The following is a 15,466-nucleotide window of genomic DNA, read 5'->3' as shown; positions in this document are numbered from 1 at the left end:
TCTTTGCCCGCAATTTCAGGTAAATTGGCCTAAGCAATCTTAATTTTTTCTTAACAATTGGTCGGCTGTGTCTTTTTTATAAAAGAAAAATACTTATATTCGCCTAATTAATGTTAGTTAGACACTTTATTGTGTGGCTGGCTTAAGTCTGAATAAATTAAGGTTTTCTTTACCTGGTGCTGGTGTGCACCGGATTGTTTTAATATAGCGTGTGCAGCCACGCCGGTTTCGCTGCTTTAAACTTTAAATTTCTTTTCCTATGACTGTCTACCAGGTTGATTTAGAAAAAACGCAGGCGTTTCTCTTCGGACTGTTCAAGCGAACTGCGTCGGAGCAGGCTGTGGGCTGGCTGGAGGATAAACTGCAGCAAATACGTGCTGCCGCTTCCGGTAAGGACCTGTATCTCGCCTTCAGCGCTGCCCCGCGCTTTACAGGCAAAATCACACTGGCGCTGCAGGCAGCAGACCTGGAAAGAGCGGAAATCCTGCGTACCGGCTTCAACCCCTCCGGCTGGACAACCGACCAGACTGCACGTACGCTAATGCTGCTGGCTACCCCGCACCAGGACCGGGAAGCGTACCTGAACCGGCTGGACCAGCTATTCAGTACTGCCGAGATGGGCGAACTGGTAGCGCTGTACGGAAGTCTGCCGTTGCTGCCTTACCCGGAAGCACACAGGGGCAGGGCTGCAGAAGGCATCCGGAGCAACATGGGCAATGTGTTCGATGCCATTGCCCTGGGCAATCCCTATCCTGCCGGTTACCTGGAGGAAGGCGCCTGGAACCAGCTGGTGCTCAAGACAGTGTTTGTCGGCAAACCACTCTACAAAATCTATGGATTGGAGAAACGCAGCAATCCCACCCTTGCCCGCATTCTCTCAGACTACGCCCACGAGCGCTGGGCAGCAGGGCGGCCGGTTACGCCGGAGCTCTGGCAGCCGGTGGGGCCGTTCCTGAACAAAGGGCTCATCCAAGACATTAAAAAGCTCTTTGCCCATCCCGACCGCATTCAGCAGGAGGCGGCGGCGCTGGCCTGCGCGCAGAGCAGTTTTCTGGAGGCGCGGCAATTACTGGAGGAGCACCCTGTGCTGAAAAACGAAATAGAAACCGGCAAGCTGAACTGGAAAAACATCGGCATCAAATCTTTAACGCAAACTAACAAAACATTTATACCACATGACACCTGACCAAATGATGTTCATAGATCCGCACGTGCACATGACCTCCCGTACCACGGACGATTATGCCCGGATGCGCGAGGCCGGCATCGTTGCCATTATAGAACCTGCTTTCTGGCTGGGGCAGCCCCGCACCGAGGTGGGCAGCTTTAAAGACTACTACAGCAGCTTGCTCGGCTGGGAACGCTTTCGGGCGAGCCAGTTTGGCATCCGGCATTACTGCACCATCGGCCTGAACTCCAAAGAAGCCAACAACGTGGCGCTGGCCGAGCAGGTGATGGAGATCCTGCCCCTGTTTGTCTGCAAGGAAGGCGTGGTGGGCATCGGCGAGATAGGCTACGACGACCAGACCGCTGCCGAAGACCGGTTCTACCGGCTGCAGCTCGACCTGGCAAAAGAAGTAGGACTGCCCGTGCAGATACACACGCCGCACCGCGACAAGAAAGCAGGCACTATCCGCAGCATGGAAGTAGCCGTAGAGCACGGCCTGAGCCCGCACATGGTTATCGTGGACCATAACAACGAAGAAACGGTAAAAGACACCCTCGACAGGGGCTTCTGGGCCGCCTTCACCATTTACCCGGGCTCCAAAATGGGCAACGAGCGCATGGTGGAGATTGTAAAGAAGTATGGCACCGAGCGCATCATGGTCAACAGCTCCGCCGACTGGGGCGTGAGCGATCCGCTGTCGGTTCCCAAAACAGCTTCGCTGATGCTGGAAAAAGGCATCTCAGCAGAAGCTGTACGCAAGGTGTGTTACCAGAATGCACTTGATGCTTTCGGCCAGAGTGGTCAGATGCACGAGTCGGACTGGCTGCAGCCTGCGCAGGTAGATCAGCGCGAGAAGTTCTCTGACAACTCGGTGCTCCGGGGCGGGCAGACGCCGGTGGTGGGAGAATTCAAAAGAACGGTTCCGGTAGAAGATAACATCGTACGGTAATGCAAATCAGAGCTTATATCAGGTTGATGCGCCCCGCCAATATCGTTACTGCCGTTGCTGATATACTGATGGGGTTTGCCGCTTCCGGTGCACTGCTTTCGCTCACGGTAGGTGAGAGCAGCTCCTTTTCGCTGGTAAACCTGCAACCGCTCCTGTGGCTGGTGCTGGCCACCATCGGCCTCTATGGCGGCGGTGTGGTGTACAACGATGTATTCGATGCCGAGCTTGACAGGGTGGAGCGTCCGGAAAGGCCTATTCCGAGCGGCAAAGCTACGGTAACAGGAGCTGCCACACTGGGCGCCTTGCTGCTGGCAGGCGGCATCCTGGCGGCCTGGCAGGTGTCGGTGCTGAGCGCTGCCATTGCCGGTGCCATCGCCCTGTGCGCCCTGCTCTACGACTGGAAAGGAAAGCACCACCCGGTGCTGGGGCCTGTGAACATGGGCGCCTGCCGGGGCGGTAACCTGCTTTTGGGCATCAGTGCCATTCCGGCAGCCGTGGAGCAGTTCTGGTTTCTGGCCCTCATCCCGATTGTCTACATCTCGGCTATTACGATGGTGAGCCGGGGCGAAGTGCATGGCGGGAACAGTGCAGCCCTGAAGGGGGCGGTGCTGCTGTATGCGCTCGTGATTGGCGGCATCGTCAGCCTGACCTTGCTGCCGCACTTCAACGTGCTCTACAGCCTGCCTTTTCTGCTGCTTTTTGCCAGCCTCATCTTTCCGCCACTGCTTCGGGCCATGCCGGCCAAAGAGCCTGCTGCCGTGATGCGTGCCGTGAAGGCCGGGGTGCTGGCCCTGATTGTGATGAATGCCAGTATGGCCGCCGGTTTTGCAGGCTGGCAGTACGGGCTGCTGGTGCTCCTGCTCTTGCCCTTGTCGCGCTACATTGCCAAAAGTTTTGCCGTTACCTGAGTTGTCAGAAGCGGCGTTTAGTTTAGCTTATTTTTATGAAAACAATACAACAGGATTTCCAGGTATCTTTTAGTTACGGAGTCCATTTTACAGAAGGTTTATTTGATAAACAGAATACACTGCTGGCCGACCTGCTGCGGCAGAAAAGCGGCGGTACTGGTGCTGCTAAAGTGCTCTTTGTGCTGGACGAAGGCGTAGCCAAAGCCCACCCGCAATTAACAACAGACATAGCGGCCTATGCCGCGCACTATGCCGACACGCTTACGGCCGTTGCTGCGCCGCTGCTGGTGCCGGGAGGGGAGGAGGTTAAAAACAAGCCTGCTGTGCTGAACCAGGTGCTGGAGGCTGTTCACAGGTTCGGGGTGTGCCGGCATTCCTATCTCGTTGCCATTGGCGGAGGTGCCGTGCTCGACATGGCCGGTCTTGCCGCAGCCATCGCACACCGCGGTATCCGCCACATCCGCGTCCCCACCACTGTGCTTGCGCAGAACGATTCGGGTGTGGGGGTGAAGAACAGCATGAACGCCTTTGGCAAAAAGAACTTCCTGGGCACGTTTGCACCCCCTTTTGCCGTGCTTAACGACAGCTGCTTCCTGCTTACGCTCGAAGACCGCGACTGGCGTGGCGGCATATCCGAAGCCATAAAAGTGGCCCTGATAAAAGACGCCGCTTTCTATGAGCAGATAAAGCAGCAGGCCAGCCGCCTGGTGGCCCGCGAGATGGAGCCGATGCAGGAGCTTATCTTCCGCTGCGCCGAAATGCACGTGGAGCACATCGGGAGCGGGGATGCCTTTGAGTTCGGTTCTTCGCGCCCGCTGGACTTCGGGCACTGGGCGGCGCACAAGCTCGAGCAGATTACAAATTACGAGCTCCGGCACGGGGAGGCGGTGGCCATTGGCATTGCCCTCGACGTGACCTATTCTAAACTGGCGGGGATGCTGAGCGAAGCCGAATGCAATGATATCCTCAGCCTGCTCTGCGAACTTGGGTTTGATATTTACATTCCGGAGCTGTCGGAGGGGCTGGATACGCCGGCCGGGAAGCTGCACATTTTGCAGGGGCTGCAGGAATTCCGCGAGCACCTGGGCGGGCAACTGACCATCATGCTGCTGGAGCAGATTGGCAAAGGCGTGGAAGTGCATCACCTGGACGAAGGGCTGGTAACAGAAGCAGTGAACCAGCTGAAGCACTGGCATACTGAAAAAGTACTTCTTCCTACTTCCTGATTTTTTACGATACCTTTCAGTCATGCGCCTACAGCAAAACCTTCACTTATCTTATTGCACCAACATCCATCCCGGCGAAACCTGGGAAGAAGTGTACAACAGCCTGGTAAAGCACCTGCCGGTACTCAAAGCGCAGCTGTCGCCTGACCAGCCCTTCGGTATCGGTTTGCGCCTTTCGGATGTTGCCAGCCGGCAGCTTGCCGAGGAGGCTGAACTGGCTGCGTTCCGGTCGTGGCTGGAAAGCAACGGCCTGTATGTGTACACCATGAACGGCTTCCCGTTCGGGGGCTTTCATAACCAGGTGGTAAAAGACGCCGTGCACAAACCCGACTGGACCACGGCTGCCCGGCTGGAATACACCATCCGCCTGGCCCGTATCCTGGCGGAGCTGCTGCCGGAGGAAGTGGAGGGAGGCATCTCTACCTCGCCGCTTTCCTACAAACCCTGGCACACCAGTGCAGAAGAGTTAAACGAGGTGTATGCCCAATCCACCGGCAACCTGTTGGCGCTTGTAGCGGAACTGCTGCGTATCCGGGAGAAGACCGGCAAAACCATCCACATCGACCTGGAACCCGAACCGGACGGACTGCTCGAGAACAGCGAAGAGGTTATCCGGTACTTTCACGAGTGGCTGCTCCCGGAAGGAATAGCACGCCTGGCGCCGGTTGGGAAAATATCAGCACACGAGGCAGAAGCGGCCATACTGACTCATATAAAGCTCTGCTACGATGTCTGCCACTTCGCCCTGGCTTATGAGCAGCCGGAGGAGGCCTTCCGGAAACTGGCTGAAGCTGGTATAAGAATAGGTAAAATACAGCTGAGCGCGGCCCTGAAAGTTAACGTGCCAGCCGATGCTGCCGGCAGAGCGGCACTGGCCGGAAGGCTGGCTCCTTTTGTGGAGTCTACCTACCTGCACCAGGTGGTGGCACAGGATGCCGCCGGCAACCTTACCCACTTCACAGACCTAAACCTGGCCCTGGACAAATTGCAGGAGACGGAAGCAAGGGAATGGCGCACCCACTTCCACGTGCCGCTCTTTACCGATGCCTACAATGGGCTGCAGTCTACCCAGGACGACATTGCGCAGGTGCTGGCACTCCTGCAGAAGCAGCACATCACCGATCACCTGGAGGTGGAAACCTACACCTGGGAGGTGCTGCCCGAAGGGCTGAAAGTCGATTTGTCACACTCCATTCAGCGGGAGCTGGAATGGGTTATCCATACATTCAATAAAAATAAGCATGCAGAAGACGGTCGTAATCAACGTAGTGGGGCTCACGCAGTCGCTTATAGGTAAACACACGCCATTCCTGGCGGAGTGGGCTGCACAAAGAGCAAAGGGAGCTGCCATTTACCCGGTGGTTCCTGCTGTTACCTGCACGGCACAGGCTACTTACCTGACAGGCAGGACGCCGGAGGAACACGGGATAGTCGGGAACGGCTGGTACTTCCGCGACGAGTGCGAGGTGAAATTCTGGCGGCAGTCGAACAAGCTGATCCAGGCGGAGAAAGTATGGGAGGTGGCCAAAGCAGCCGATCCTTCTTTTACCTGCGCCAACATGTGCTGGTGGTACAACATGTATTCTTCCGTGGATTACTCGCTCACGCCCAGGCCGCAGTACCTGGCCGACGGGCGCAAAGTACCCGATTGCTACACCCACCCCGCCAGCCTGCGCGACACCCTGCAGCAAAAGCTGGGCACCTTCCCGCTCTTCAGCTACTGGGGGCCGAAAACCTCCATCAAGTCGAGCCGGTGGATAGCAGAGGCTTCTAAAATAACTGACGACCTTTACGACCCCACGCTCACGCTCATTTACCTGCCCCACCTCGACTACAACCTGCAGCGGCTGGGGCCAGGTAACCCGCGCATCGCCACCGACCTGCAGGAAATAGACGCCGTCTGTGCCGACCTGATCCGGTATTACGAAGCGCGAAATGCCAGCGTGATTGTGCTCTCGGAGTACGGCATTTCGGATGTAAACCAGCCCGTGCACCTGAACCGGGTGCTGCGCAGGCATGGCTTACTTGCCCTGCGCGAAGAGCGTGGGCTGGAGCTGCTGGATGCAGGCGCCAGCGAGGCTTTTGCCGTGGCCGACCACCAGGTAGCGCACATTTATGTAAAAGACAAAAGCCGGATAGAGGAGGTAAGACAACTCCTGCTGCAGGTACCGGGTGTAGAGGCAGTGGTGGCTGGTGCAGAACGGAATAAATACAGCCTGGCCCACGACCGCTGCGGCGAACTGGTAGCCATTGCCGCCCCCAATGCCTGGTTCACCTACTACTACTGGCTCGACGATAAGAAAGCCCCGGACTTTGCACGCACCGTCGAGATTCATAAAAAGCCGGGCTACGATCCGGTAGAAATGTTTGCCGACCCGAAAATCAAATTCCTGCTGCCCCTGGTGGCGGGCAAGCTGCTCAGGAAAAAGCTCGGCTTCCGGACACTCATGGACATCATTCCACTCGATGCTACCCTGGTGAAAGGTTCCCACGGGCGCATCCCCGACAGCAAAGACGAGTACCCGCTTTTCCTGACCAACCGGAAAGAACTGGCCCCCGCAGCAGACATACAGGCAACCGACGTGTACCAGCTGATCCTCCGGCATCTTGGTGTAAGGCAACAGCAGGAAAAAATGAAACAACGTGTAGCTGCATTAGAATGACCTGAAACCAACTGAGGCCCGGGATGCGCAGAGGCTGTGGTGGCAAGTGCAGCATATAAAAATAAGTTTGCTGCACCTGCCACCACAGCCTCTGCTGCTTTATAGCCTGAGACCCTTCTGCTTCACCTCCTGTTGCCCGTCAAAAAAACCGGCTGCCTGACCGCGTTGTTGCTGCTGGTGTAGAATACCAGTGCCCAGGGGACGCAGAACCTGCTGTAATAGAGCTGTTATTGCATGTGTGTTCTTATATTAGTTTAAAGGATGATAAAATACAGTCAGAATTAGCTAACAAACAGTAGGATTGCTAAAGTAAATTGTTGGATAATTGTTAAGGTAACTGCTATGCCTGTACGGTTGTGTATGCTGGCGGAGAAGCGGTAATTGATTCCATTTTTCAGGAGGTCAATTTTTTTAGTTTTTAGTGCTAACTATTGTAAGTTAGTAAAATGTTTTTATTACATTTAAACCATTGCCTGTTCCTGTCATCGTCCGATTAAAGCCAGGAATACACTTTTAAGCCAGTGACGCCGGCATCAGAAGCAGATTCACGCGGGAAGGCAGGGCAAAAAGCTGGACAATAGTGTCTGATTTTCACCTTTGAAAACAATAATAAAACAAATATTTATGAGGAAGTTACTTTACATACTCTTTATTGGCAGTACCGTCTTCAGTAGTTGTACAAAAAAGACTCATTCCGATGTGAGTGCCGAAACCCCTCCGCCCCCCAAGCGGGTGGAAATTCTTTTTCTGGGCCACGACAGCAAGCATCATGACTCTGAGAAATATGCGCCCATGCTGGCTTTGCCTTTGTTTCAGAAGGGCATCAACATCACGTATACGTCCGACCTCAGCGATATCACCCTCGAAAACCTGAACAAGTACGACGGGCTGATGATCTATGCTAACCACGACCAGGCGACTCCCGCAGTGGAACAGGCTGTAAAGGCGTACGTGGAAAGTGGTAAGGGGCTAATTCCGGTGCACTGCGCTTCCTTCTGTTTCCGGAACTCCGACTGGTATGTAAGTGCAGTGGGCGGGCAGTTTAAATCACATCGTACCGGCACCTTTACTGCTAAAATAACGAACACGGAGCACGAAGTAACAAAGGGGCTGCAGGAGTTCGAGGCCTGGGACGAAACCTATGTGCACACCAAAATAAATCCGGACATGACGGTGCTGATGGAGCGTGTGGAAGGGGAGCGTCATGAGCCCTGGACCTGGGTACGGACGCAGGGCAAAGGCCGTGTATTCTATACGGCTTACGGCCACGACGACCGCGTTTGGGGCAATCCGGGCTTCCATAAACTGATGGAGCAGGGCATTCTGTGGGCAGTGGGCGAGCAGGCCAAAGACCAGCTGGCGCGCCTCGATCTGCCAACGCCTACCTTTACAGATGCGGATGTCCCGAACTACGAAAGACGGCCGGAACCGCCTAAATTCCAGCATGCCCTCACGCCGGAGCAGTCGCAGAAGCTGACGCAGGTGCCGGTGGATTTTGAGCTGCAGCTCTTTGCTTCCGAACCCGATATCATCAACCCCATTGCCATGGCCTGGGACGAAAAAGGCCGCCTGTGGGTGATCGAAACGCTGGATTACCCCAACGAGGTGCGCGACGAGGAAGGTGTGGGCAACGACCGCATCAAGATATGCGAAGACACCGACGGCGACGGGAAAGCAGACAAGTTTACTGTTTTCGCTGATGGCCTCAACATCCCTACCAGCATCACCTTCGCCAATGGCGGTGTTATCATTGCCCAGGCGCCGCACTTTGTCTTCCTGAAAGATACCAACGGCGACGACAAAGCCGATATTAAGAAAAACATTATCAGCGGCTGGGGTAAAAGCGACACGCATGCCGGGCCTTCTAACCTGAAGTATGGCCTCGATAATAAAGTGTGGGGCGTGCTGGGTTACTCCGGCTTCGACGGTACCGTCAGTGGCAAGCACCACCGGTTCAGCCAGGGTGTTTACCGTTTCGATCCGGCTGGCGAGAACCTGGAATTCCTGGGCCGTACCACCAACAACACCTGGGGCCTCGGCTTTTCGGAGGAGTTTGATGTGTTTATCTCTACCGCCAACGGCCTGCACAGCGCCTATTTTGCCATGCCGCAACAGTATGTGGTAAGAACAGTAGCGGGTGGCTCAGGCAACACCGTGTTCAGAACGGACAGCCACTACGATATGCCGCACGTAACGCCTTACCTGCGCCAGGTAGACTTCCACGGTGGGTTTACAGCTGCAGCAGGCCATAACCTCTACACGGCCCGTAACTATCCAAAATCGTACTGGAACAAAGTAGGCTTTGTGTGCGAGCCGACCGGGCGCGTGCTGCACAAGGCTGTGCTGGAGCGCGATGGGGCCGGCTACAAAGAGAAAAACGGCTTCAACCTGCTGGCCAGTGCCGATGAATGGTTCTCGCCGGTGCATGCCGAAGTAGGTCCCGATGGTGCCGTGTGGGTAGCCGACTGGTACAACTTCATCATCCAGCACAACCCGACGCCGCGCGGCTTCCAGAACGGCAAAGGCAACGCCTATATTAACCCCTTGCGCGACAGCGGCCATGGTCGTATTTACCGCGTGGTGTACAAAGGTGCCAAGCCTTACAAGCCCATGCAACTGTCGGCTAGCAATACCGAGGCCCTGCTGGAAGCTCTAAAGAACGACAACATGTTCTGGAGAACGACCGCCCAGCGCCTGATTGTGGAAAACCAGAACAAAGCCGTGATACCCGGTCTTTACAATCTCATCAACAATCAAAGTGTGGACGAAATTGGCCTCAACAGCCCGGCTGTGCATGCCCTCTGGACGCTGCATGGCCTGGGGCAACTCGACGGGTCTAACGAAGAAGCCCTCGAAGTAGTAACCAGGGCCCTGAACCACCCGGCTGCCGGTGTCCGCAAGAATGCGGTGCAGGTGCTGCCACGAAATCAGCGTTCGCTCAACAGCATCCTGAAGGCCAACCTGATGAAGGACCCCGACCTGAAAACCCGCATGGCTGCCGTACTGGCCGTAGCTGATATGCCTGCCTCAGCCGAAGTTGGAAAACTGCTGCACGAAGCTAGTCTGGATGCCGCCATAGGAAAAGACCAGTACCTGCCCCAGGCTTACTTTGCCGCAGCGTTGAAGCACGAAAGCGGCTTTTTGAGCGCTGTTCCAAAAGATCCGCACCTGGCGCATAAGCCGGATTCGGTGCTGACGCTTACAGAGCGCATTACCAGGAGCCTGGAAAAAGAGCGCTATGCCCTTAACCGGCGCATTCCAATACTTTTCCCGCCAGATGTAACAGGTAAGGAAATAACCGTTCAGGCCACCATGGGTCCTTCAGCCGAGGGCATGGAAGGTGTGGTGCTGGCACAGGGCGGTAAAGCAGACGGTTACAGCCTGTACGTGCAGCATAATAAGCTGCACTGGGTCGTGAAGCAGAATGGAAAGACCTATAAAGCTGTTACCACCACCGCCTTGCCTGATGAACGCTTTACCGTTGTGGCCAGACTGGAGGCAGGCGGCTTGATGCGGGTGGATGTTAACAACAAAACAGTAGCCACAGGCAAAGCGCCGGCCCTGTTTTCGCAGGCGCTGTCGCCGGTAGAGGTAAGGATAGGGCGAGATTACGATAACGAGAACAAAATCGGGGATTATCCCAACAGGTTCTTCTTCAGGGGTGATATGCGCAACGATGGCGTGCTGGAACTGACCAAGCCTTCTGTCGAGGCGCTGGCTGCTGCAGTGAAAAAGGCATCAGCCAAAACCGCAGCCGCACATCATGCACATGCGACCGCTTCGGCTACGCCTGCAAAACCTGCCGCTAAAGCTACGCCTGCCGCCAAAAAAACAGCTAAACCCGCCCCGGCAGCTAAAACAGCTGCCAAAGCGGCAAGCTCTAAAGCTACTGCGAGCGCTGTTACCATTAACATCAAGGTAATTGAGCACGAGATGAAGTTCGACAAGAAGAGCTTCACCGTGAAAGCTGGTCAGAAAGTAACGCTCCACTTCGACAATCCTGACTTTATGCAGCACAACTTTGTGCTTGCCAAACCAGGTGCACTGGAAAAGGTAGGAAAGGCTGCTGATGCACTGGTAAGAGATCCGAAAGGGCAGGAGAAAAATTATGTGCCCCAGATACCGGAGGTGATTGTAGCCACCAGGCTGGTTGACCCGCAGGGACGCGAGACGCTGGTGTTCACAGCTCCCTCCCAGCCAGGAGATTATCCTTTTGTGTGCACCGTTCCCGGCCACTGGCGACTCATGAACGGGGTGATGACAGTTAAGCAAGCAGATAACTTATAAACAGGATTTTTTATGATTGAGAGCAATGTGCATGCAGCTGCCCGGCAAGAGGCACCTGACAAAAAACTTTTCTGGGGTTGTTTTGTAGCCCTTGTAACCACATCCTTCGGCTTTATCCTGCGGGCGCTCACACTGCCGCAATGGGGCGAAGAGTTTAATCTGACCAACACCCAGATAGGAGAAATAGCAGGCGTAGGACTATGGCCCTTTGCCATCAGCATCGTACTCTTTAGCCTGATCATCGACAGGATAGGGTACAAGAACGCTATGATCTTTGCTTTCGTTTGCCATCTATCGTCGGCCATCCTTACCTTTTTTGCCACCGGCTACTGGTCGCTCTACATTGCTACCCTAGTAGTGGCCTTAGGCAACGGTACCGTGGAAGCGGTCACAAACCCGGTAGTGGCTACCATGTTCCCGCGGGAAAAAACGAAGTGGCTCAACATGCTGCACGCCGGCTGGCCAGCAGGCCTGGTGCTGGGTGGCATCCTGGCCCTGATGCTGGGTGCGGAGACCAGCTGGAAACTGAAGATGATTCTCATCCTGCTGCCCACGCTGCTGTATGGTATCATGATGTTTACCCGCCGCTTCCCGGTAAATGAGCGTGTGAAAGCCGGTGTTTCGTACCTGGCCATGCTCAAGGAGGTAGGCGTAGGCGGCGCCTTGATAGTTACCGCCCTGGTGGTGTTCCAGCTGGGGTCCATCTTCGGCTGGTCTACTGTTACCAATGTGGGTATTACTTTAGCCATTGTGGCCCTCTTCGGGTTCTATGTGCGCAGCATCGGGCAGCCGGTGTTCATTTTACTCAACCTGCTCATGATTCCGCTGGCCATTACCGAGCTGGGCACCGACAGCTGGATATCAGACCTGATGGCGCCGGAGATGCAAAACATCGGCATACAAGCAGGCTGGATTCTGGTGTACACTTCGGCCATTATGGCCGTGCTGCGCCTCTTTGCCGGCTCTATTATTCACCGGATCTCGCCGCTGGGCTTGCTTGCAGTTTGCTCGGCTACAGCCTTCCTGGGGCTGCTGCTGTTATCCGTGTCAACAGGTGCAATGGTTTTGGTGGCAGCTACCGTATTTGCCCTGGGCAAGACCTTCTTCTGGCCAACCATACTGGGCGTGGTAGCCGAGCGCTTCCCCAAAGGAGGTGCCCTTACCCTCAACATAACCGGTGGGGTAGGTATGATCGCTGCCGGTGTAATTGGTGCAGTTATTCTTGGCTTTGCCCAGGATAAGACCATCGACAAAAACATCAGCGCCTACGATGCTGCCAACAGCACCGCCCTGCACAGCACCTTCGCCACCGAAGAAAAGACCAGCATATTTGGAGATTACCAGGCCCTGAACACTGCTAAACTGGCAGAGGCTGCTCCTGAAGTGCAGCAAACGGTAGAAACCATCCGGAATGGCGCCCGGAAAGAAGCCCTGCAGACCGTCGCTATTTTCCCGGTGATCATGTTTGCCGGCTTTATCTTCCTGATGCTCTACTACAGGGCCAGAGGCGGCTACAAAGTGGTGGTGCTGCAGGATGAAAGCAAAGCAGTGGCTGTTCAATAATCAAAAAGCTAAAACAGATGAAACTGGAAATAAAATTTGGCGTCAGCACCTGGCTGTGGACATCCCCCTTCACGACGGAAACAATAGCCTTGTTTCCTAAAATTAAAGCCATGGGCTACGATGCGGTAGAAATACCGATCGAAGACCCGGCCCTGATCGATGTAGCCAAAGTAAAAGATGCACTGGCCCGATATGAGCTGGAGCAAATCATCTGCGGCGCCTTCGGGCCCACCCGCGACCTCACGCACGACGATCTAACTTACCACCAGACCAGCTTCGACTACATCGAATCCTGCCTCGACATTTGCCAGGCGCTGGGCGCTAAGTTTTTTGGTGGCCCCATGTATTCGGCTGTTGGCAAGGCAAGGCTTGTGTCGCCGGAGCAGCGGCAGGTGGAGTGGGAGCGGGCGGTTACGAACCTGCGTAAAGTATGCCGGATGGCAGAAGAGCGGGGACTGCAGATTGCCCTGGAGCCGCTCAACCGCTTCGAGTCAGACCTTGTTAATACTGCAGAAGATGTAGTTCGCCTGGTGCAGGACATTAATCATCCGGCAGCCAAAATACTGCTCGACGGCTTTCATATGAACATCGAGGAGCCTGACATCGAAAGAGCCATCCTGCTGGCGGGCGACAAGCTGCTGCATGTGCAGGTGTCGGAGAACTACAGGGGCACCCCCGGTACCGGCCAGACCCGCTGGGATGCCTACAAGCGCGGCCTCACAGCCATTGGCTACGAAGGTACCCTTTCCATCGAAAGCTTTACGCCGGAAGTAAAAGAGCTGGCCGGGGCCGTGTGCATCTGGAAACCGCTGGTGCCCAGCCAGGATGGGTTTGCCAGCGAAGGACTGAAGTTCCTGAAGGAGTGGGCCGCTGCGCCGGAACCTTTGGAGCGGCAACTGGAGGAAGAAATAGCTACTTATGTAAAATAATCAACTCTTAACAAGCAGATTTTATGAGTGAGAAGAAAATCAACATAGCCATTGTTGGGCTGGGATTTGGTGCAGAGTTTATTCCCATTTACCAGAAGCACCCGAATGCCAACATGTATGCCATCTGTGCCCGCACACAAAGCAAGGTAGATGAAATCGGAGCCCTCTTCGGTATTGAAAAAAGATATACCGATTTCGAAGAGCTGCTCAAAGATCCCAATGTGGATGCCGTTCACATCAACACGCCGATCCAGAACCACGCCGAGCAGTCGATAGCTGCCCTGCGTGCCGGCAAGCATGTGGCATGTACGGTACCGATGGCCACCACCGTAGACGAGTGCCGCCAGATTGTGGAGCTGGTGCAGGAAACGGGGCTGACATATATGATGATGGAGACGGTGGTGTACAGCCGCGAATTCCTCTTTGTAAAGGAGCTGTATGAGAAAGGCGAACTAGGCAAGCTGCAGTTCCTGCGTGCCTCGCACCAGCAGGAGATGGCCGGCTGGCCGGGCTACTGGGAAGGACTTCCGCCGATGCACTACGCTACCCACTGCGTTGGCCCGGTACTGGCGCTGCCAAGAGCGGAGGCTGAATATGTATCGTGCTTCGGTTCGGGTAAAATAGATGCGAACCTGATTGCTAAATATGGTTCTCCGTTTGCCATCGAATCGTGCCACATTAAGTTCAAAGATTCAGACCTTTCGGCGGAGGTAACGCGCTCGCTGTTCAATACAGCCCGCCAGTACCGCGAGAGCTTTGATGTGTACGGCTCCAAGAAGTCATTTGAATGGACACAGATAGAGCACGAGAACAGCGTCATCCATACCGGCGAAACACCTGAAAGGGTAAAAATTCCTGATTACGCGCACCTGCTGCCAAAAGAGATACAGCCCTTTACTACCGCCGGTGTTTACGACTCAGACGAGAACCAGCACCTGTCCTTCATCCAGGGAGCCGGTCACGGTGGTTCGCACCCGCACCTGGTGCACGAGTTTGTGAGCGCCCTGGTAGATAACCGCCAGCCTTACCCGAACGCACAGCAGTCGGCCAACATCACCTGCGTAGGAATACTCGCACACGAATCGGCGATGAAAGGCGGTGAAATCATCAAATTACCGGAGTTTACTTTATCTGCTGCAGAAGTGGAGCAGTAAGCGGGGTAGCAATTTAGAGCAAGCTTAAAAGGAGCTGGCGGTATGGGCAATACCGTCAGCTCCTTTTTTGTTTGTTAATTGGGTATATTGGGAGAGATGATGATATTTAGGTGTAATTGTAAACCATTTCTGAATAGATAATGTGCAGGAAATCTATTGCTTATATAAGAAAGCTAGCCGAACAAACTGGTAAAACAAATAAATCTGTTTATAGATGAAACATGGACTGTACTCCAATAATGGGTATAACTTTTATGAAAATGGCTATCAAAAATTTTTAATAGTTAATTCAAATCAAATTTATGAGACTTTGGATTATGCCAGAACACAAGCGATAACCTATATTGTCATAAGTTATGCTCACGGATATAATCTTAAAAGTATTGATTTTGTTAAAGATTATCCATTCATTCAAGGCTTACATATTGTTAAGGATGTAAATGGGATGAATATAGATGCTGTGCACGCATTATCTAATTTAGAATATTTGTATATTAATAGAGCCCCTGAACAAACTTTGGATTTAGATGTGTTTCCTAAGCTTATTACATTAAATTTTGAGTGGGATAAACATGTTAAGAACCTTTCCAGCTGCACCTTTCTTAAAGAGCTGACAATA

The 15,466-nt window shown here is 54.2% G+C and carries 11 protein-coding genes; all 11 read left to right on the top strand.

The features are described from left to right. Positions 1–259: 259 nt before the first annotated feature. Complete coding sequence (locus DCW36_RS00855; RefSeq protein ID WP_114783012.1) at positions 260–1,186, top strand: EboA domain-containing protein; 927 nt, start codon at positions 260–262, stop codon at positions 1,184–1,186. Continuing rightward, a complete protein-coding gene (locus tag DCW36_RS00850; RefSeq protein ID WP_240675991.1) occupies positions 1,176–2,117 on the top strand; it encodes a TatD family hydrolase in 942 nt (313 codons plus the stop codon). The genes DCW36_RS00855 and DCW36_RS00850 overlap by 11 nt, the downstream gene beginning before the upstream one ends. Beyond that, complete coding sequence (gene eboC, locus DCW36_RS00845; RefSeq protein ID WP_114783010.1) at positions 2,117–3,025, top strand: UbiA-like protein EboC; 909 nt, start codon at positions 2,117–2,119, stop codon at positions 3,023–3,025. The genes DCW36_RS00850 and eboC overlap by 1 nt, the downstream gene beginning before the upstream one ends. Before the next feature lie 35 nt (positions 3,026–3,060). Continuing rightward, positions 3,061–4,251: a 3-dehydroquinate synthase gene (locus DCW36_RS00840; protein WP_114783009.1), complete on the top strand. Its 1,191-nt coding sequence runs from the start codon at positions 3,061–3,063 to the stop codon at positions 4,249–4,251. A gap of 22 nt (positions 4,252–4,273) precedes the next feature. Then, a complete protein-coding gene (eboE, locus tag DCW36_RS00835) occupies positions 4,274–5,548 on the top strand; it encodes a metabolite traffic protein EboE (protein WP_114783008.1) in 1,275 nt (424 codons plus the stop codon). Further along, positions 5,493–6,914: an alkaline phosphatase family protein gene (locus DCW36_RS00830; protein ID WP_114783007.1), complete on the top strand. Its 1,422-nt coding sequence runs from the start codon at positions 5,493–5,495 to the stop codon at positions 6,912–6,914. Before eboE ends, DCW36_RS00830 begins: the two co-directional genes overlap by 56 nt. A 624-nt stretch (positions 6,915–7,538) precedes the next feature. Further along, entirely contained in the window at positions 7,539–11,201 is a 3,663-nt protein-coding gene (locus tag DCW36_RS00825) for a PVC-type heme-binding CxxCH protein (protein WP_114783006.1), read from the top strand. 12 nt (positions 11,202–11,213) lie between these two features. Continuing rightward, positions 11,214–12,764: an MFS transporter gene (locus tag DCW36_RS00820; RefSeq protein WP_114783005.1), complete on the top strand. Its 1,551-nt coding sequence runs from the start codon at positions 11,214–11,216 to the stop codon at positions 12,762–12,764. A 17-nt stretch (positions 12,765–12,781) separates the two neighbouring features. Beyond that, a complete protein-coding gene (locus DCW36_RS00815) occupies positions 12,782–13,693 on the top strand; it encodes a sugar phosphate isomerase/epimerase family protein (RefSeq protein ID WP_114783004.1) in 912 nt (303 codons plus the stop codon). 23 nt (positions 13,694–13,716) lie between these two features. Continuing rightward, entirely contained in the window at positions 13,717–14,847 is a 1,131-nt protein-coding gene (locus tag DCW36_RS00810) for a Gfo/Idh/MocA family protein (RefSeq protein WP_114783003.1), read from the top strand. A 214-nt stretch (positions 14,848–15,061) separates the two neighbouring features. After that, a partial coding sequence (locus DCW36_RS00805; RefSeq protein WP_205702848.1) for a hypothetical protein occupies positions 15,062–15,466 on the top strand: 405 nt, incomplete at its 3' end.

It is taken from the genome of Botryobacter ruber (assembly GCF_003347595.2).
GTDB classification, from domain to species: domain Bacteria; phylum Bacteroidota; class Bacteroidia; order Cytophagales; family Hymenobacteraceae; genus Pontibacter; species Pontibacter ruber_A.
The sequence above is the reverse complement of the archived record's forward strand: the minus strand, read 5'-3'. Positions and strand labels throughout refer to the sequence as shown.